Source organism: Stutzerimonas azotifigens DSM 17556, assembly GCF_000425625.1.
Lineage (GTDB): Bacteria > Pseudomonadota > Gammaproteobacteria > Pseudomonadales > Pseudomonadaceae > Stutzerimonas > Stutzerimonas azotifigens.
In genome coordinates this window covers 257910-276046 of the sequence record NZ_KE384407.1, presented here as the reverse complement: position 1 = coordinate 276046, position 18137 = coordinate 257910, and the positions used below count along the sequence as shown (strand labels likewise).

16 protein-coding genes are annotated in these 18137 nt (G+C 68.1%); 11 read left to right on the top strand and 5 right to left on the bottom strand.

Annotated features, from left to right (window positions below; translation table 11 throughout):
• Window positions 1-68 precede the first annotated feature (68 nt).
• Window positions 69-1562, top strand: coding sequence for a dGTPase (dgt, locus tag H610_RS0109855; RefSeq protein WP_028239504.1), 1494 nt, complete (start codon window positions 69-71; stop codon window positions 1560-1562).
• Window positions 1563-2018: 456 nt separating this feature from the next.
• Here dgt and H610_RS0109850 read toward each other — a convergent pair whose 3' ends face one another.
• Entirely contained in the window at window positions 2019-3683 is a 1665-nt protein-coding gene (locus tag H610_RS0109850; protein ID WP_028239503.1) for an electron transfer flavoprotein-ubiquinone oxidoreductase, read from the bottom strand.
• A gap of 323 nt (window positions 3684-4006) precedes the next feature.
• On the opposite strand from H610_RS0109850, the gene H610_RS0109840 reads away from it, so the two are divergent.
• The 7 genes from H610_RS0109840 (at window position 4007) to H610_RS0109810 (ending at window position 10700) form a co-directional block, all read left to right on the top strand.
• Window positions 4007-4756, top strand: a complete 750-nt coding sequence (locus tag H610_RS0109840) for an electron transfer flavoprotein subunit beta/FixA family protein (RefSeq protein WP_028239502.1) — start codon at window positions 4007-4009, stop codon at window positions 4754-4756.
• The gene (locus H610_RS0109835) at window positions 4756-5685 is read left to right on the top strand and encodes an electron transfer flavoprotein subunit alpha/FixB family protein (protein ID WP_028239501.1); all 930 of its coding nucleotides are present in this window, start codon (window positions 4756-4758) and stop codon (window positions 5683-5685) included. The genes H610_RS0109840 and H610_RS0109835 overlap by 1 nt, the downstream gene beginning before the upstream one ends.
• 938 nt (window positions 5686-6623) lie before the next feature.
• A complete protein-coding gene (locus H610_RS0109830) occupies window positions 6624-7448 on the top strand; it encodes a substrate-binding periplasmic protein (protein WP_028239500.1) in 825 nt (274 codons plus the stop codon).
• An 11-nt stretch (window positions 7449-7459) separates the two neighbouring features.
• On the top strand, window positions 7460-7813 hold the full coding sequence (locus H610_RS0109825) for a DUF4398 domain-containing protein (protein WP_051231646.1): 354 nt from the start codon (window positions 7460-7462) through the stop codon (window positions 7811-7813).
• Window positions 7810-8610 (top strand): OmpA family protein, encoded by an 801-nt coding sequence (locus H610_RS0109820; protein ID WP_028239498.1) that lies wholly within the window; start codon window positions 7810-7812, stop codon window positions 8608-8610. Before H610_RS0109825 ends, H610_RS0109820 begins: the two co-directional genes overlap by 4 nt.
• A 121-nt stretch (window positions 8611-8731) precedes the next feature.
• On the top strand, window positions 8732-10189 hold the full coding sequence (locus H610_RS0109815; RefSeq protein ID WP_028239497.1) for an aminotransferase-like domain-containing protein: 1458 nt from the start codon (window positions 8732-8734) through the stop codon (window positions 10187-10189).
• Between the two features lie 25 nt (window positions 10190-10214).
• Complete coding sequence (locus H610_RS0109810) at window positions 10215-10700, top strand: hypothetical protein (protein WP_051231644.1); 486 nt, start codon at window positions 10215-10217, stop codon at window positions 10698-10700.
• Window positions 10701-10706: 6 nt separating this feature from the next.
• On the opposite strand, the gene H610_RS0109805 is transcribed toward H610_RS0109810, so the two are convergent.
• Together H610_RS0109805 and H610_RS24880 are read right to left on the bottom strand one after the other, a co-directional pair.
• Window positions 10707-13322: an EAL domain-containing protein gene (locus H610_RS0109805; protein ID WP_084166425.1), complete on the bottom strand. Its 2616-nt coding sequence runs from the start codon at window positions 13320-13322 to the stop codon at window positions 10707-10709.
• A 141-nt stretch (window positions 13323-13463) separates the two neighbouring features.
• The gene (locus H610_RS24880; RefSeq protein WP_084166424.1) at window positions 13464-13631 is read right to left on the bottom strand and encodes a DUF2897 family protein; all 168 of its coding nucleotides are present in this window, start codon (window positions 13629-13631) and stop codon (window positions 13464-13466) included.
• Window positions 13632-13793: 162 nt separating this feature from the next.
• Between H610_RS24880 and pyrF the strand changes: the two genes are divergently transcribed.
• Window positions 13794-14489, top strand: a complete 696-nt coding sequence (pyrF, locus tag H610_RS0109795) for an orotidine-5'-phosphate decarboxylase (protein ID WP_028239494.1) — start codon at window positions 13794-13796, stop codon at window positions 14487-14489.
• A gap of 39 nt (window positions 14490-14528) precedes the next feature.
• Here the strand turns inward: pyrF and H610_RS0109790 are convergent, their stop codons facing one another.
• Both H610_RS0109790 and H610_RS0109785 read right to left on the bottom strand, forming a co-directional pair.
• On the bottom strand, window positions 14529-15533 hold the full coding sequence (locus H610_RS0109790) for an NADP-dependent oxidoreductase (protein ID WP_028239493.1): 1005 nt from the start codon (window positions 15531-15533) through the stop codon (window positions 14529-14531).
• Window positions 15534-15710: 177 nt separating this feature from the next.
• Window positions 15711-16901 carry a benzoate/H(+) symporter BenE family transporter gene (locus tag H610_RS0109785; RefSeq protein ID WP_043238170.1) on the bottom strand — a complete coding sequence of 397 codons (1191 nt, stop codon included), beginning with the start codon at window positions 16899-16901 and terminating at the stop codon, window positions 15711-15713.
• Window positions 16902-17020: 119 nt separating this feature from the next.
• Here H610_RS0109785 and H610_RS0109780 point away from each other — a divergent pair, with 119 nt between their 5' ends.
• Entirely contained in the window at window positions 17021-17659 is a 639-nt protein-coding gene (locus H610_RS0109780; protein WP_028239491.1) for a hypothetical protein, read from the top strand.
• A gap of 139 nt (window positions 17660-17798) precedes the next feature.
• Window positions 17799-18128, top strand: a complete 330-nt coding sequence (gene fliE / locus H610_RS0109775) for a flagellar hook-basal body complex protein FliE (protein WP_028239490.1) — start codon at window positions 17799-17801, stop codon at window positions 18126-18128.
• Window positions 18129-18137: the final 9 nt, after the last annotated feature.

Sequence of the window (18137 nt, the reverse complement as noted above, 5' to 3'; positions counted from 1 at the left end):
CCTGGCACGCTTGGTAAAAACCGGGGCGCGGCGTAGGCTGCGGGCTTCTCTGGCAGGAAGGTGGTGCGATGCGGCCTGGTCTGGATTTGCGGCACAAGATTTCTCGCGAACGTCCCCGTGGAGGCGCGCGGGAGCGCCTGCGCGCCCATGAATGCAGCCCTGATGAGCTGCAGCATGAGCTGGAAAGCGACCGCGGCCGCATCATCAACTCGGCCGCCGTCCGGCGCCTGCAACAGAAGACCCAGGTCTTCCCGCTGGAGCGCAACGCCGCGGTGCGCAGCCGCCTGACCCATTCGCTGGAGGTCCAGCAGACCGGTCGCTATATCGTCCGCACCCTGTACCGGCAGCTCGGCGCCAGCGCCGCCGATTACGGCCTGCTGGGTCTCGAGGACGCGCTCGAGAGCCTGGTGGAGATGGCCTGCCTGACCCACGACATCGGCAACCCGCCGTTCGGCCACTTCGGCGAATTCGCCCTCGGCGACTGGTTCGAGCGGCATCTCGACGACCTGCTCGCCGCCGCCGTGCCGGTGGAGCAGGGTGACCCAGCGTTGCGCGAACGCATGCGTGCCGACCTCGCGCATTTCGAAGGCAACGCCCAGGCGCTGCGGCTGGTGGTCAGGCTGCTGCGGCTGAACCTGACCTACACCCAGACCGCGGGGCTGCTGAAGTACGTGCGTCCCGCGCATCTGCCCAGGCCGGACCGCGACGCCCCCGGCGCCTACCTGAACAAGAAGCCGGGCTTCTATCTTTCCGAGGCGCCCTTCCTCGAGCGGCTGCGCGGCGCGCTGGACATGGCGCCGGCGACCCGCCATCCGATCGTCTACATCATGGAGGCCGCCGACGACATCGCCTACTGCCTCGCCGACATCGAGGACTCGGTGGAGAAGGGCATCCTCGACATCGACACGCTCGCCATGCTGCTGATGCAGCGCTTTTCCGCGTTGGCCGACGTGGACGAGCCGCTGCCCGGTGGCGGGCAGAGCTTCCGGCAGCGGCTGGACGAGGCGCTGGAGCGGGCGCGCAGCGAGGAGATCAACCGGATCGGCGAATTCTTCGTCTGGCTGCGCGTGAAGATGATCCATCCGCTGGTGCAACACGCCGCCAGCCAGTTCATCGGCAATTTCGAGGCGGTGTACCACGGCACGCTCGACCGTGCGCTGATGGAGGACGACAGCCTGCCGCACGCCATCGTGCAGACCTTCAAGGACGTCGCCATGGAGCGGGTGTTCTGCCATCGCGAGGTGGAGACGCTGCAGCTGCAGGGCTTCCGCATCCTGCAGGGGCTGCTGGACTTCTATGCGCCGCTGTTGCGGGTGTCTCCCGACGATTTCCTCGCGCTGACCGAAGGATGCGATCGCCGGCATCCACAGCTGCAGATGCTCGCCCGCCGGCTGCCCAGCCACCTGCTGCGGGCCTATCGGGAGGCGGTGAAAGAGACTGCGGCGGGCGCCGACTGGTCGCTGTGGGAGTTCTATCACCGCTGCCGGCTGCTGCAGGATTTCGTCAGCGGCATGACCGACCAGCACGCCCAGGACGAGTACCGGACGCTCTGTGCCTGCTGATCGGGCCTCCGGGCCTGTGCGGGCGTGATCGGGGAAGGTGCGCATGGCGCGCCCCGCGAGCGCTGGGCGTGGCCTCGACGCAGGAGCGGTCTTGACCGCGAACAGGTGTGGACCCGATCGCGGTGGAGACGCTGCCACAAGAGCATCGCCCCAAGGTCGGGCCTCCCACAAAAGCACCGGCCCCTGTGGGAGGCGCGCCCTCGCGGCGACAGCGCCGGCCATGGCTCTTGGTGGGAGTGGCTTGGCTGCGAAAGGGCGGTGGAGACTGTTGCTCCCACGCTCACAGCCCCGACGCGGTGGAGACGCTGCCACAAGAGCATCGCCCCGAGGTCGGGCCTCCCACAAAAGCAGCGGGCCCTGTGGGAGGCGCGCACTCGCGGCGACAGTGCCGGCCACGCCTGGAGGCCGGAAACGAAAACGCCCGAACCAGGGTTCGGGCGTTTCGCTTTATGGCGATCACATGTTGGGGTAGTTCGGCCCGCCGGTGCCTTCCGGGGCGACCCAGGTGATGTTCTGCGCCGGGTCCTTGATGTCGCACGTCTTGCAGTGCACGCAGTTCTGCGCATTGATCTGGAAGCGCTTGCTGCCGTCGTCCTGCGTCACTACCTCGTACACGCCGGCCGGGCAGTAGCGCTGCGCCGGCTCGTCGTACAGCGGCAGGTTCTGCTCGATCGGGATGCTCGGGTCCTTGAGCTTGAGGTGGACCGGCTGATCTTCCTCGTGGTTGGTGTTCGACAGGAACACTGAGCTGAGCTTGTCGAAGCTGAGCACGCCGTCCGGCTTCGGATAGTCGATCTTCTTCGACTCGGAGGCCTTCTTCAGGTGGGCATGGTCGGGCTTGGTGTCGTGCAGGGTGAAGGGCAGCTTGCCGCCGAAGAGGTTCTGGTCGACGAAGTTGAAGGCGCCACCGAACAGCGCGCCCCACTTGTGCAGGGCCGGTCCGAAGTTTCGGCTGGCGTAAAGCTCCTGGTACAGCCAGCTGTTCTTGAAGCTCTCTTCGTAGGCGGTCAGCTCGTCGCCGCCTTCGCGCCCGGCGAACAGGGCATCGGCCACCGCCTCGGCGGCGAGCATGCCGGATTTCATCGCAGTGTGGCTGCCCTTGATCTTGGCGAAGTTCAGCGTGCCGGCGTCGCAGCCGATCAGGGCGCCGCCGTTGAAGACCATCTTCGGCAGGCAGTTCAGGCCGCCCTTGGCGATCGCGCGGGCACCGTAGGACACGCGCTTGCCGCCTTCGAGGTACTGCTTGATCACCGGGTGGTGCTTGAAGCGCTGGAACTCGTCGAAGGGCGAAATGTACGGGTTGCTGTAGGCCAGGTCGACGATCAGGCCGACCACCACCTGGTTGTTCTCCAGGTGATAGAGGAAGGAGCCGCCGCCGTTCTCGTTGTCGGTGAGGCTCAGCGGCCAGCCTGCGCCGTGCACCACCAGGCCCTGGTCGTGCTTGGACGGGTCGATGTCCCAGAGCTCCTTGATGCCGATGGCATAGTGCTGCGGGTCGACGTTGGCGTTGAGGTTGTAGCGGGCGATCAGCTGCTTGCCGATGTGGCCGCGGCAGCCCTCGGCGAACAGGGTGTACTTGGCACGCAGTTCCATACCGGGGGTGTACATGCCTTCCTTGGGCTGGCCTTCGCGGTTGACGCCCAGGTCGCCGGTGACGATACCGCGCACCACGCCCTGTTCGTCGATCAGCGCCTCCTGCGCGGCGAAGCCCGGATAGATCTCGACACCCAGGTTTTCCGCCTGCTGGGCCAGCCAGCGGCACAGGTTGCCGAGGGAAATGATGTAGTTGCCTTCGTTGTGCATGGTCTTGGGGACCAGCGCATTAGGCATCTTGGTGGCCGCTTCGGCGTTCTTGAACAGGTAGATGTCGTCGCGCTTGACCGGCGTGTTCAGCGGCGCCTCGAGTTCCTTCCAGTTGGGGAACAGCTCGTTCAGCGCGCGCGGCTCGAATACCGCGCCGGAAAGAATGTGCGCGCCGACCTCGGAACCCTTCTCGACCACGCATACACTAATCTCGTTGCCTGCTTCGGCAGCCTTCTGCTTCAGACGGCACGCGGCGGAAAGGCCTGCCGGGCCCGCACCGACGATCACCACGTCGAATTCCATGTACTCGCGTTCCATAGGCTAACTCCTAGTCAAGGCTTTGAAGATTTATAAGAATGGAGGGCTTGGATCCGGTGCGTGATCGAACCGAGCCGGCGCATTATATCGATCGGGATTCGCGGGTCCAATACAAACGTTTGTTTGAAATTCCTCAAGCCCTGTTAGAATCGCCCGTCTGCGGGTTTATCAAGGGTCATTCGCATTGTTGACCCCCCGCGCTCGAGCGGTCCAAGATACGGGCGGTTCTGCGCTCGCCGAAAAACAAGCCCAATGAAGGGTCGCTGAGCATGGTCCGGTTCGCCTCGGCGACGATAAATTCACCGGAGAGTAACGAGGAATCCATGAAGGTTCTTGTAGCTGTCAAACGAGTGGTCGACTACAACGTCAAGGTTCGCGTCAAAGCGGACAATTCCGGCGTCGACCTCGCCAACGTCAAGATGTCGATGAACCCCTTCTGCGAAATCGCCGTGGAAGAAGCCGTGCGCCTGAAAGAGAAGGGCGTGGCCAGCGAGATCGTGGTCGTGTCCATCGGCCCGACCGCTGCCCAGGAGCAGCTGCGCACCGCGCTGGCGCTGGGCGCCGATCGCGCCATCCTCGTCGAGTCGAGCGAAGAGTTGAACTCCCTGGCCGTGGCCAAGCTGCTCAAGGCCGTGGTCGACAAGGAGCAGCCGCAGCTGGTGATCCTCGGCAAGCAGGCGATCGACAGCGACAACAACCAGACCGGCCAGATGCTCGCCGCGCTGAGCGGCTACGCGCAGGGCACCTTCGCCTCCAAGGTCGAAGTCGCCGGCGACAAGGTCAACGTCACCCGCGAGATCGATGGCGGCCTGCAGACCGTCGCCCTGAACCTGCCGGCGATCGTCACCACCGACCTGCGCCTGAACGAGCCGCGCTACGCCTCGCTGCCGAACATCATGAAGGCCAAGAAGAAGCCCCTGGAAACCGTCACTCCCGACGCCCTGGGCGTGTCCACCGCTTCGACCGTCAAGACCCTCAAGGTCGAAGCGCCGGCTGCCCGCAGCGCCGGCGTCAAGGTCAAGTCCGTGGCTGAACTGGTCGAGAAACTGAAGAACGAGGCGAAGGTTATCTGATGGCTATCCTGGTTATCGCTGAACACAACAACGTCGTTCTCGGGACGGCAACCCTGAACACCGTTGCCGCGGCCCGGGCCATTGGCGGCGACATCCACGTGCTGGTCGCCGGCGCCGGTTGTGGCGCGGTAGGCGAGGCGGCAGCCAAGATCGAAGGCGTTTCCAAGGTACTGGTCGCCGACGACGCGGCCTATGCCCACCAGCTACCGGAAAACGTCGCGCCGCTGGTCGCCGAGCAGGCCAAGAGCTACAGCCACGTGCTGGCGCCGGCCACCACCAACGGCAAGAACTACCTGCCGCGCGTCGCTGCGCTGCTGGACGTCGACCAGATCTCCGAGATCATCGCCGTCGAGAGCCCCGACACCTTCAAGCGCCCGATCTACGCCGGCAACGCCATCGCCACCGTGCAGTCCAGCGCGCCGATCAAGGTGATCACCGTGCGCACCACCGGCTTCGACGCGGTCAACGCCACCGGCGGCAGCGCTGCCGTGGAAGCCATTGGCGGCGCCGGCGATGCCGGCAAGTCGGCCTTCGTCGGCGAAGAGCTGGCCACTTCCGACCGTCCGGAACTGACCGCCGCCAAGATCGTCGTTTCCGGCGGTCGCGGCATGCAGAACGGCGAGAACTTCAAGTACCTGTACTCGCTGGCCGACAAGCTCGGCGCGGCGGTGGGTGCCTCGCGCGCCGCGGTCGACGCCGGCTTCGTGCCGAACGACATGCAGGTCGGCCAGACCGGCAAGATCGTCGCGCCGCAGCTGTACATCGCGGTCGGCATCTCCGGTGCCATCCAGCACCTGGCCGGCATGAAGGACTCCAAGGTGATCGTGGCGATCAACAAGGACGAGGAAGCGCCGATCTTCCAGGTAGCCGATTACGGCCTGGTCGGCGACCTGTTCGAGGTCGTTCCGGAGCTCGAGCGTCTGATCTGACGGTCGTCGAGCCGAAAGAAGCCCGCTTTCGAGCGCAATGCTGTTCACTTAAGTATGGTCCCTTGGCCTCGGGCAGGCCTACGGCCTGCATCGCCGCGAGGGCGCGCCTCCCACAGGGATGTGGTGGATGCCGCAAGCCCGTCGGGAACGGGCGCGGCCTCCCACAGGGCTTGGCGGGCAACTCCGCTTTTGTGGGAGGCCCGACCTCGGGGCGAGCTTGCCTAAGTGAACGGCATTACGCTTTCGAGCGGGCTTTTTTGTGGGCGTCAGCCTGGGAAGCGGGTCTGTGGTGTAAATGCTGCCGCGCGGGTTTCACCCGCCCTGCGAAGTCGTGACAAGCGCTGGCGGGGAGGGCGGCTCTATACCCTTTCGAAGACCCGTAGCGCTTTCCTCGGCACAGGGCTACAGGTTGCGCCTCGCACGGCGCGTCACTTTTTCTTGTCTGCGGATCGCCGCCCGGGCCAAGAACAAGTAACCAAAAAGAAGGCCACCCCGACATCCGGGTCCGCCCGCTGTGCGGCCGGACTTCCCTCGCTCCGGCGCTGCTCCGGGGGCCGTCACGACGGGACGTCCCGCCTGGGCGGCCCCGTCCGTCGCTCCTTGCTCGGCGTCCATGCCTCGCGTCCCCCAGCGCAACGCCTACGCTCGGCCTCCTGACGGGGATTCGGGTGTCGTCCCCACCCTTGGTTGAGGTGGCGTAGGGTTGGATGACGGCGCAAACCTCATCCACGCAGGCGCCGATCGGCCAATCGATGTGCAGGGTATGTCGATGGGGGATTCTGCGGCCGCGGTTACCGCCTTTCGTCACATGCTTCCGAGGCAGCGTGGGCGCCAGAGCGAACGATGATCACCCTCAACCTTTTATGTGCCCCGATGGGGTAGGCCGCGGTAATATCCCGGCTCGACCGGCTGTCTCGCTCCTGCCGAAGAGGACCTGCATGCGGTTTGCGCTGCTTTCACGATTCGCCTTCGCCACCTTCCTGCTCGCCTCGCCGCTGCTCGCCAGCGCGGCCGCCAAGTGCGAGCGGCTGATCGCCACCGGCGCCAGCAACAATCCCCCGTATCTCTGGCGCGACCCGCAGAATCCGGAGCGGCTGATCGGCGCCAATGCCGACCTGCTCACGCGTGCCGCCGAAGCCATGGGCCTGCAGCTCGAAGTGCTGCACAGCGGCGATGCGCAGGCAGCGCTGGAGGAGGTGCGGACCGGGCGCATCGACATCCTCGCCGACGCCGTGCTGGTCGCCGACCGGCTCGACGAGCTGGATTTCATCCACCCACCGATCCTGCAGTTGCAGACGCTCGTCTGGGCGCCGCGCAACCGTACCTTCGGCTACCGCAGCCGCGAGGACCTCTCCGGGCTGCGGGGCATGGTGCTGGCCGGGCGCTCGCTCGGCAGCCAGTTCGACGCCTTCGCCGCCGAACGCCTGCAGCTGCGTCCGGTCCAGGGGCTGACCCGGGCGCTGCAGGAACTGGTGACCGGCGACGCCGACTACCTGCTGCACGAGCGCTTTTCCGTGCTCAGCCGCGCCGAGCCGCTCGGTCTGATGGACGACATCGAGCCACTGGAGCCGCCGGTGCTGAGCCGCAGCATGCACTTCGCCGTGTCCCACGATTCGGCCTGCAACAGCGCCTGGCTGCGGGGACAGCTGGCGCTGAAAATGACAGAATTCCGCGCCGCCGGTCTGCCTCGGCAACTGATCGAGGAGAACCTCGCGCGCTGGACGGCGCAGCAGCTGCAGCCGGCCGGCACTGCCAACGAATAGAGCATTCCGACGTGAACAAGACCCTCATCATCCTGCTTTCCGCGCTCGGCCTGCTGGCCGGCTGTGCGAGCGACCCGGTGCCGAGCGAGCAGCTACGGCTGACCGAACAGACCATTACCCAGGCCAAGGCGGTCGGCGCCACGTCCGAATCCGCCGAACTGGCGCTGGCCGAGCAGAAGCTCGCCGAAGCCGGCAGGGCGCTCGCCGACGGCGACAACAAGGCGGCGCGCCTGCTGGCGGAGCAGGCCGAGCTGGACGCGCGGCTGGCCGAGGCGCAGCACCTGAACCAGAAGAGCCGGGACCAGCTCGTGGAGCTGAGCGCCCACATCGCGCGGCTGCGCCAGCAACTCGGAGAGGTGCGATGAACGGGTGCGCGTGGATGCTGCTGTTGCCGGCCCTGGCGCTCGCCGGGTGCGCCAGCCAGGAGGCCGAGCAGGCCCTGGCCAGGGCCTCGGCCAGTTACGAAGGCGTTCGCCAGGACCCGGACGTGCTGCGCAGCGCGCCCAAGGAGGTGACGCGCGCCGGCGAGTCGCTGGAGCGTGCCCAGCGCTTTTCCGGCTACCTGGGCGCCAGCGGGGATGTCGCCCACTACGCCTACCTGAGCCAGCGTTACAGCGAGATCGCGCGCCAGCACAGCGAGCTGGCGCTCAACCAGGAACGCGCCGCGCAGATGGGCATGGAGCGCGACCGGCTGCGCATGGCGCTGCAGGAGGCCGAGCTGCTCAGCGCCCAGCAGCAGGGGCGCTGGCTGGAGGACCAGATGATGAGCCTGGCGGCGACCGAAACCGACCGTGGCCTGGTGATGACCCTCGGCGACGTGCTGTTCCAGTCCGGCAGCAGCGCGCTCAGCCCGTCGGCCAGCCGGACGCTGCTGCGCCTGGCGCATTTCCTGCGCATCAATCCGCAGCGGGTGATCCGCATCGAGGGCTACAGCGACAATCGGGGCAATGCCGCCGCCAACCTGGAGCTCTCGCGGGCCCGGGCACAGTCCGTCGCGCAGTTGTTGCAGGAGCTGGGAGTCGCGCCCGAGCGCATGCAGGTGACGGGCTACGGTGAAGCGTATCCGCTGGCGGAGAACGCGTCGGAGCGGGGTCGGGCGCAGAATCGCCGGGTCGAGATCGTCTTTTCCGACGCCCAGGGCGTGCTGAGCGCGCCGCGCTAGCGGTTTCCCGCGGTGCGGCGCGCTCGCGAGCCGCACTGTGCCATCCAGGCGGGCAATAACTGTACTGGTGTTTGGTCGTCCTCTGGGCTACTGTTTCGGTTCAGTTCCAGGGGACGGTGCCATGACCAATCTGTTGCTTTACCAGCGTATCGCTCAGCAGCTTGCCGAAGACATCCGCCGCGGCGTCTACCGCCCCGGCGAGCGGGTGCCGTCGGTGCGCAAGATGAGCCTGCAACTGAACGTCAGCCACGCCACCGTCCTGCAGGCCTACGCCAATCTCGAAGACCAGGGGCTGATCCGCGCACGCCCGCAATCGGGGTTCTACGTCCACCAGACCGCCGCGCTGACCGCGCCGACGCCGGACATCGCGCGGGTGGAGCGGCCAACCCTGGTCACCCGCAGCAGCATCATCAACCAGGTGCTCAGCCAGACCCGCCGCGAAGGCGTCATCCCGCTCGGTGCGGCGGTGCCGCACGTCGACTACCTGCCGGTGCGGGCGCTGCACCAGCAACTGGCCAAGGTCACCCGTTTCCACAGCGCCCAGGCCTTCAGCTACATGTTCAGCCCGGGCTTCGAGCCGCTGCGCCGGCAGGTGGCGATCCGCATGCGTGACGCCGGAGTGGTGGTGGACCCGGCCGAGATCGTGATCACCCATGGTTGCGTCGATGCGCTGCAGATGTCCCTGCGCGTACTGACCAGGCCCGGCGACCTGATCGCCGCCGAGTCGCCCACCTACTACGGGCTGCTGCAGCTGGCCGACCTGCTGGGGCTGAAGGTCATCGAGATTCCCAGCGACCCGACCACCGGCATCAGCCTGGAAGCCCTGCAGCTGGCCGCCAGCCAGTGGCCGATCAAGGCCCTGGTACTCACCGCGCGGCTGAGCAACCCGCTGGGCGGGACCATCCCGGAGCCGCGCCAGCGGCAGCTGCTGGAGCTGGCCGGGCGCTTCGACATCCGCGTGGTCGAGGACGACATCTACGGCGAGCTGCTGTTCGAGCAGGGCACGGTCAAGGCGCTGAAGTCGCACGACCGCGACGGCCGGGTGATCTACTGCTCGAGCTTTTCCAAGACCCTGTCGCCGGGCGTGCGCATCGGCTGGATCATCGCCGGGCCCTACCAGGCCGAGGTCCAGCGGCTGCAGACCTTCAGCACCCATTCGGCCTGCAGCCTGACGCAGATGGGGGTCGCCGCCTACCTCGAGAATGGCGGCTACGACCGCCACCTGCGCTCGATCCGCCAGGAATACCGCAAGAACCTGACCGCCTTCCAGCTGGCGGTGCAGCGCTACTTCCCCGAGGGCACCCAGATGACCCGGCCCAGCGGCGGCTTCATCCTCTGGGTCAGCCTGCCGGCGCCGGTCAACACCAAGGCGCTGCACGGCCGCGCGCTGGAACGCGGCATCAGCATCGCGCCGGGGCTGATCTTCAGCAATACCGAGCAATTCAACCACTGCATCCGGCTCAACTGCGCGCTGCCGATGGGGCGTGCCGCCGAGCAGGCGCTGCGTACCCTGGGTGCGTTGGCGGCCGAGCTCTGCGACGAGGCGCAGGCGGAGTCCGCGCCGTGCCAGATGGCCTGAGCGGCGAACGGGAGGCGGACGAACGATGACGAACAGGCTTTGCTGCGCCTTCGGGCTGGGCTTGCTGCTGCTGGCCGGTTGCGAGCGCGAGGTGCCGGCACCGCCGGGCCCGGCTCCGACGCCGGCCGCGCCGACCACCGAACCGAGCGCGCCGGCAAGGCCCGAACCGCCGGCCGTGCCGCCGCCGTCGCAGGCGCAGGCGGCTGCCGTGGCCGCATCCTCCGCCCCGGCCGCGCCGCCGCGCGAGCGGCGCCCCGCGTCGCCGGCGAAAGGCCAGGCGCAGGCGGAGGAAAATGTCCGGGTCCAGTCGCTCGATCTGGACCTGAGCCTGCCGGAGGATTGGGCGGCCGAGCTGATGCCCGAATCCATGGAGCCGCAGCCGCTGCTGCCGCCGCTGTTCGGCGCGCATGAGCCGGACGGCGTCGGCCTGAGCGGTCGGCTGATCTCCGGCCAGCAGCCCGACGATCCGCTGATCCAGGGCGCCGAGGTGCAGTTCGAGTTCCGCCGCTGAGGCCGTTCAGCCCGGCGCCTGCCCGAACAGCTGGTAAAGCGCCTGCGCAGGCAGCGGCTGGCTCATGTGGAACCCCTGCACCTCGGTGCAGCCGGCGGCCACCAGCGTCTGCAACTGGTCGGCGGTCTCCACGCCCTCGGCGGTGACCTCCAGGCGCAGGCCGCGGCCCAGGCCGATGAGGGCGTGCACGATGGACTGGTCGTCCGGCGAACTGGCCATGCCGGCGACGAAACTGCGGTCGATCTTGATCAGGTCGAACGGGAAGTTGCGCAGGTTGCTCAGCGACGAATAGCCGGTGCCGAAATCGTCCATGGCCATGCGCACGCCCAGCGCCTTGAGGCTGCGCAACAGTTCCAGGGTCGCCTGGCTGTCGTGCAGCAGGGCGCTCTCGGTGATCTCCAGTTCCAGCCGGCCGGCCGGCAGATCGCTTTCGAACAGGGCGGCGCGAACCTCGTCCAGCAGCTTGCCGCGCCGCAGCTGGATCGCCGACAGATTGACCGAGACCACCGTGTCCTGCGGCCAGTGCCTGGCCTGCACGCAGGCTTCGCGCAGCACCCAGGCGCCCAGCGGCACGATCAGCCCGGTCTCCTCGGCCAGCGGTATGAAGGTGTCGGGCAGCAGCAGCCCCTGCGTGGGGTGCTGCCAGCGCAGCAGCGCCTCGGCGCCGCGCAGTCGCAGCCCTTCGCTGAGGTAGCGCGGCTGGAAGTGCAGGACGAACTGGCCCTTGTCGATGGCCGTGCGCAGTTCGTCCTCCAGGCGCTGGCGTTCGTGCAGGCGGTCGTCCATTTCTTGGGAATAGAAGCGCCAGGCGCCGCGCCCGTCCGCCTTGGCCTGGTACAGCGCGACGTCGGCGCGGCGTAGCAGCTCGCCGGCGCGCGCGGCGTCCTGCGGGGCGTTCGCGATGCCGATGCTGGCGCCGATGTACAGGCGCTGGCCGGCATGCTGGAAGGGCTCGTCCAGTGCCGCCATCAGGCGCGCGCAGAGGTGCTCGATGTCGGCCTCGGCATGCGTTCCGTCGAGCACCATGACGAACTCGTCGCCGCCCAGGCGGGCGATTAGGTCGCCGTCGCGGGTACACAGCCGCAGGCGCTCGGCCACCTGCAGCAGCACCTCGTCGCCGGCCGCGTGGCCAAAGGTGTCGTTGATCGGCTTGAAGCGGTCGAGGTCGATGTACAGCAGGGTGCAGGCCGCCGGCTGGCCGCCGCCGGGCTCGAGCCGTTGCTCGAGGTGCTCGCGCAGCTGGTTGCGGTTCGGCAGGCCGGTCAGTGCGTCGTGCTGCGACAGGTGGGCGATGCGCGCCTGCGCCTCGGTTTCCTCGGTGGTGTCGGTCGCCGTGCCCCGGTAGCCGATCAACCTGCCGTCGCGCAGGATAGGCTTGGCCGCCAGCCGGCAGTGCCGGGCGTGGCCGTCGGCCGAGCGATAGCGGCAGCGCAGGGGCGCCTCGTCGGGGCTGAGCAGCCAGCCCTGCAGCGCCTCGTCGTCGCTGGTCAGCAGGGCGCCCAGCGGCTGCTCCAGCCAGACCTCGGGCCGGTGCCCGGTGATCTGCTCGAAGCGGCAGGAGAGGTAGGTCAGGCGCAACTGCTCGTCGGTCTCCCAGATCCAGTCCGAGGCGGCCTCGGCGACGTCGCGAAAGCGCGCTTCGCTGGCCGCCAGGGCCTGGCGGCTGTTGGCCAGCCGCTCGTAGCTGGCGTCCATCAGCTGAGTGGCGCGCAGCGCCTGGCGCAGCAGCAGCCAGGCGAGGAAGCCGAGGCCGAGGCTGACCAGCGCGAGGATGGGCAGCGTGACGAACAGCATATGCCGGCCGGGGCGTTCGGGCGTCCAGCCGAAGGTGAGCGGCGTGCCGTCCTCGTAGCGCAGGTGGATCGACGCGTCGTCCGCCTCCTCGTCGCGCGGCACCACCCGCAGGCCTTCGACGGCGTAGGCTTCGCCGAGCTGTTCGAGGCGCTCGGGGTCCAGCACGTCGGCGAGGATCAGCACCGAGGCAGGGCCGTCCATGGGCGGCACGTCGCTGTGGCCAGGCGTGAACATCGCCGCGGCGGCGATCACCGGCGTGCCGGCGGAGCTCAGTACCGCGGTGGCGCCTTGCTCGTCTGCGCCGCGGGCCTGATCCAGCAGCCGCGGCAGCCCGGACTGGAACCAGGCGGCGGCGTCGACCGTGACCAGCTTGCCGTCGATCACCGAATAGGTGGTGCGACCCTGCGCATCCACCACGAACAGGCCTTCAGTGCCGAAGTCCCGATGCAGGGAAGGGCCGAGGTTGCCCTGGCGATAGGCCCACTCGATGTCGGGCACCCCGTTGAGCCGGGCATAGGCATCGCCCCAGAAGGCGTTGTCGGCCACCGAGCGGGCCAGCCACTCGTGCGGTACCTGCAGCGCCTTCTCGGCGAGGAAGCGGCCGCGCTCAAGCTCCTCCCGGTCCAGGTTGCGGGCCAGATGGGCCAGCGTGATCGCCGTCCCCAGCAGGGCGCTCAGCAGCAGGCAGACGATGCCCGGCAGAACGCGGCGGGCGAAGGTCGCCTGGAATTTCGGCAGGGAAGAAAAAGGCAGATCGGACAACGGTCGCTTCCTTGAACGGGCATGCACGACGGAGCCCCGGTAATCGCCGGGGCCTGTCTCTGTCATGCGCCGGCTTTTCGGCGGTCATGAGGATCTGAGCAGGAAATGCGCCCCCTCGTTCGGGCAAGGCCGAGGCGACGACGAATGGCTTAAGGTCTGTTGCCATTTGACGCGGCAACGCGGCTCGCGACGAAACGGCAACAGACCTTAGCGGTCTTGCGCGTCGCGCGCGTCGGCTTCGGCGTTGCGCTTGGCGATCTGACGTTTCTGCTCCTCGGTCAGCGGGATCTTGCGCGAGGTCGAACGCAGCGCCATGAGGCTGCCGACGATCGACCCCAGGGCGAGGGCGAGTATCAGCCAGGCATACCAGGGCATTGTCTTTCTCCAGGCAGATGAGAGGTTCACCTTACTGCAGGTGGGGAGTGCGGCGATAGGATCGACAGCGCGCACCAGCGCGCTTGCGATGGCTGGCCTGCCGATCATCCGCGGCCTACCTTTTTCTGCGACAATGCGCGCCGTTTTTCGTGAGGCCCCGCCATGACCTGCCAGACTCCCATCATCGTCGCCCTCGATTTTCCCAGCCGCGAGGCCGCGCTGGCGCTCGCTGCCCGGCTCGATCCGACGCGGTGCCGCGTCAAGGTCGGCAAGGAGCTGTTCACCCGCTGCGGGCCGGCGATCGTCGAGGCGCTGCAGGGCCTGGGTTTCGAGGTGTTCCTCGACCTGAAATTCCACGACATCCCCAACACCACGGCGATGGCGGTCAAGGCGGCCGCCGAACTGGGCGTCTGGATGGTCAACGTGCATTGCTCCGGCGGCCTGCGGATGATGGCGGCCTGCCGCGACGTGCTGGAGCAGGGCGGCGGTGTGCGTCCGCTGCTGATCGGCGTGACGGTGCTGACCAGCATGGAGCAGGGCGATCTGGCGCAGCTGGGCCTGGACGTGCCGCCGCAGGAGCAGGTGCTGCGCCTGGCCGGGCTCGCCGAGCAGGCGGGGCTGGACGGGCTGGTGTGTTCGGCCCAGGAGGCGCCCGCGCTCAAGGCGCAGCTGCCGCGCCTGCAGCTGGTCACCCCGGGCATCCGCCCGGCCGGCAGTGCCGGCGACGACCAGCGGCGCATCCTCACTCCGGCGCAGGCGATGCAGGCCGGTTCCGACTACCTGGTGATCGGCCGTCCGATCAGCCAGGCCGCCGATCCGGCGGCGGCCCTGGCGGCGGTGGTCGCCGAGCTGTCCTGACCAACCGCGCCGCGGCTGCGACCGCGGACGTTCGCCGGGTCAGCTCACCTTGAGCACGAGCTTGCCGAGGTTGCCGCCGGTGAACAGCTTCATCAGGGTTTCGGGGAAGGTCTCCAGCCCCTCGACGATGTCTTCCCTGCTCTTGAGCTGCCCGCTCTGCAGCCAGCCGGCCATGTCGCGCATGGCTTCGGGATAGCGGGAGACGTAGTCGGTCACCACCATGCCTTCCATGCGCGCCCGGTTGACCAGCAGCGACAGGTAGTTCGACGGCCCCTTGACCGCCTCCTTGTTGTTGTACTGGCTGATGGCGCCGCAGAGCACCACGCGCGCCTTGAAGTTCAGCCGGGTCAGCACGGCGTCGAGGATGTCGCCGCCGACGTTGTCGAAGTACAGATCCACGCCTTTCGGGCACTCGCGCCTGAGCGCGGCGTGCAAGTCCTCGCCCTTGTAGTCGATCGCCGCATCGAAGCCGAAATCCTCGGTGAGCAGGCGGCACTTGTCGGCGCCACCGGCAATCCCCACCACGCGGCAGCCCTTGATCCGCGCGATCTGCCCGGCCACGCTGCCGACCGCCCCAGCGGCGCCGGAGACCACCACCGTCTCGCCGGCCTGCGGCGCGCCGACCGCCAGCAGCCCGAAGTAGGCGGTCATCCCGGTCATGCCGAGCGCCGACAGGTACAGCGGCAGGGGCGCCTGGCCGGGGTCGACCTTGTAGAAGCCGCGCGGCTCGCCGAGGAAATAGTCCTGCACGCCGAGGGCGCCGTTGACCCAGTCGCCCACCGCATGGTCAGGGTGCTGCGAGGCGACCACCTGGCCGACGCCCAGGGCCCGCATCACCTCGCCGAGACCGACCGGCGGGATGTAGGACCTGGCGTCGTTCATCCAGCCGCGCATCGCCGGGTCGATCGACAGGTACCGCACCCGCACCAGGATCTGCCCTGGCGCCGGCTCGTCCAGCGGCGTTTCGACGAAGCGGAAGGTATCGCGCGTAGGGGCGCCGATCGGGCGCTGGGCCAGCAGGCACTGGCGGTTGAGGATCGTCATCTCGGGTCTCGACTGGCTGAGGGAAAGGGTCGATCTAGCCTGCGCTCGCGACCCTGGGCAAGGTCCGGATGCTCTGTGGAATATGGCGACATTTGGCCGGCTGATCGGCCGGGCGGTGCGACCGTCACCACCGGCGTGCCCTGGCGGTCGGCGGCGGGGCGACCGTGATCTATACCCTCAGCCGGCCTTGCGGATGTTGAGGATCCACAGCGTCAGCACGCCGGCGACCAGCCCCCAGAGCGCCGAGCCGACGTTCCACAGCGACAGGCCCGAGGCGGTGACCATGAAGGTGATCAGTGCCGCTTCCCGCTCGCTGGGCTGCTGCATCGCCTGGGTCAGCCCGGCGCCGATCGAACCGAGCAGCGCCAGCGCGGCGATCGACAGCACCAGGGCACTGGGGAAGGCGGCGAACAGCGCGGCCAGGGTGGCGCCGAACAGCCCGGCGATGCCATAGAAGATTCCGCACCAGACCGCCGCGGTGTAGCGCCGCGCCGGGTCGGGGTGCGACTCTCCGCCGGCGCAGATGGCCATGGTGATGGCCGCCAGGTGGATGCCGTGCGAGCCGAAGGGCGCCAGCAGCACCGAGGCGATGCCGGTGACGGAGATCAGCGGCGAGGCGGGCACGGTGTAGCCCTCGGCGCGCAGCACCGCCAGCCCGGGCATGTTCTGCGAGGCCATGGCGATGACGAACAGCGGAATGCCGATGCTGACCACGGCCGCCAGCGAGAACGATGGCGTGGTCCACACCGGCACCGCCAGCTGCAGGCTGAAGCCGCTGAAATCCAGCAGCCCGAGCGCGCCGGCCAGCGCGCTGCCGACCAGCAGCGCGCTGAGCACCGCGTAGCGCGGGAACAGCCGCTTGGCCAGCAGGTAGCTGAAGAACATCGACAGCACCAGCAGCGGCTGTACCTCCACCGCATGGAAGATTTCCAGGCCGATGCGGAACAGCACGCCGGCCAGCAGCGCCGCCGCCAGCGAGGCAGGCACGTGGCGCATCAGGCGCTCGAAGCTGCCGGTCAGCCCGCACAGGGCGATCAGCGCCGAGGCCAGGATGAAGGCGCCGATCGCCTCGCCGTAGGGGACGCCGGGCAGGCTGCCGATCAGCAGCGCGGCGCCCGGCGTCGACCAGGCGATCACCACCGGCGTGCGAAAGCGCAGCGACAGGACGATGCTGCAGATCGCCATGCCGATCGACAGTGCCCAGATCCAGGAGGAAATCTGCCCGCTGCTGAGACCGGCCGCCTGGCCGGCCTGGAACATCAGCACCAGCGAGCTGGTATAGCCGGTGAGCATGGCCACGAAGCCGGCGACGATGGTGGAGGGGCTGCTGTCGGCCAGCGGTCGCATGGGCAGGCGGGTGGCTTCCATGGGGGATTCCGGAGCGGTCAAAAGCGCTAGGCTAGCGGCCAATGCACGATGGCGCCCGGTACAGCCGGGCGCGCAAGCGGCGATACAGTCGCGCGAGGCGATGAGGGCGAGGAGCGAGCGTGGAACCGGACAACCCCTATGCGGCGCCCGAGGCGCCCCTGATCGAACCGACGCGGCCAGCGGCCATCGGCGCCTGGACGGTCGGCCAGTTGCGCCTGCTCGCCGCCCTGAGCGCGGCTGCGGTGCTCGGCACGCTGGTGATGTCGGTCTTGCTGCTGACCATCGATCCGCTGCTGCACCCGGCGCTCACCCGGCTCGGCGAGTGGATGGGCCCGCTGGTGGCGGTGCTCGGCTGTTATCTGCTGATCCGTTTCAAGCAGTTCGTCGAAACCCGCTTCGAGGCCCCGCGGCTGGCCTGGCCGGTGTGGTCGCTGGTGGTCGTCAGCCTGGTGGTCACCGGCCTGGAGATCGCGCTGGGCGACGCCATGCTGATGACGCCGGGCTGGGCGATGCTGCTGTACTTCGCCACGGTGGCGCTGTACGGGCTGGTCACCGTCTGGTTCGGCATCCGGCTGCTGCGGGTGCACGACGTCTATGCCGCCGTGCGAGTGCTGGCCTGGCTGGCCATCGTCGGCGGCGCGATGCTCGCTTCGGTGATCCTGGTGCTCGCCGCGCTGGTGCCCCTGCTGGGGGTGCAATTGGCGATGACGGCGGTGTTCCTGCGCGGCGCCTCCGAACGCCGTGCGCTGGGCCCGTAGGGTGGATGACGGCGTAGCCTCATCCACGCGTCTGGCCGGTGTCCGGTGCCCCGCAAAAAGGGCCTTCCGATAGCTGGCATCCTTGTTGCTAATGTCCCTGCACTGGCGGAAAAGCGTCAAAAATCCGCGGAGAGGACAGATGAGCCAAGGTGTCGAATTCAATCGCTTGATGCTGGAAATGCGGGCCATGCAGATGGATGCGATGGCGCGCGCGAAGCCGGCACCGACGCCCGAGCAGGTGAGCGGCCCGAGCTTCGCCGACATGCTCGGCCAGGCGGTCAACAAGGTGAACGAGACGCAGCAGGCATCGAGCCAGCTGGCCACCGCCTTCGAGATGGGGCAGAGCGGCGTCGATCTCACCGATGTGATGATCGCTTCGCAGAAAGCCAGCGTTTCCTTCCAGGCCCTGACCCAGGTACGCAACAAGCTGGTCCAGGCCTATCAAGACATCATGCAGATGCCGGTCTGAGGTGGAGTG

Excerpts from the sequence above, each read along its gene's own strand:
- dgt (WP_028239504.1), top strand. The coding sequence starts at position 69 with ATGCGGCCTGGTCTGGATTTGCGGCACAAGATTTCTCGCGAACGTCCC.
- H610_RS0109850 (WP_028239503.1), bottom strand. The coding sequence starts at position 3,683 with ATGGAACGCGAGTACATGGAATTCGACGTGGTGATCGTCGGTGCGGGC.
- H610_RS0109840 (WP_028239502.1), top strand. The coding sequence starts at position 4,007 with ATGAAGGTTCTTGTAGCTGTCAAACGAGTGGTCGACTACAACGTCAAG.
- H610_RS0109835 (WP_028239501.1), top strand. The coding sequence starts at position 4,756 with ATGGCTATCCTGGTTATCGCTGAACACAACAACGTCGTTCTCGGGACG.
- H610_RS0109830 (WP_028239500.1), top strand. The coding sequence starts at position 6,624 with ATGCGGTTTGCGCTGCTTTCACGATTCGCCTTCGCCACCTTCCTGCTC.
- H610_RS0109820 (WP_028239498.1), top strand. The coding sequence starts at position 7,810 with ATGAACGGGTGCGCGTGGATGCTGCTGTTGCCGGCCCTGGCGCTCGCC.
- H610_RS0109815 (WP_028239497.1), top strand. The coding sequence starts at position 8,732 with ATGACCAATCTGTTGCTTTACCAGCGTATCGCTCAGCAGCTTGCCGAA.
- H610_RS0109810 (WP_051231644.1), top strand. The coding sequence starts at position 10,215 with ATGACGAACAGGCTTTGCTGCGCCTTCGGGCTGGGCTTGCTGCTGCTG.
- H610_RS0109805 (WP_084166425.1), bottom strand. The coding sequence starts at position 13,322 with ATGACAGAGACAGGCCCCGGCGATTACCGGGGCTCCGTCGTGCATGCC.
- H610_RS24880 (WP_084166424.1), bottom strand. The coding sequence starts at position 13,631 with ATGCCCTGGTATGCCTGGCTGATACTCGCCCTCGCCCTGGGGTCGATC.
- pyrF (WP_028239494.1), top strand. The coding sequence starts at position 13,794 with ATGACCTGCCAGACTCCCATCATCGTCGCCCTCGATTTTCCCAGCCGC.
- H610_RS0109790 (WP_028239493.1), bottom strand. The coding sequence starts at position 15,533 with ATGACGATCCTCAACCGCCAGTGCCTGCTGGCCCAGCGCCCGATCGGC.
- H610_RS0109785 (WP_043238170.1), bottom strand. The coding sequence starts at position 16,901 with ATGGAAGCCACCCGCCTGCCCATGCGACCGCTGGCCGACAGCAGCCCC.
- fliE (WP_028239490.1), top strand. The coding sequence starts at position 17,799 with ATGAGCCAAGGTGTCGAATTCAATCGCTTGATGCTGGAAATGCGGGCC.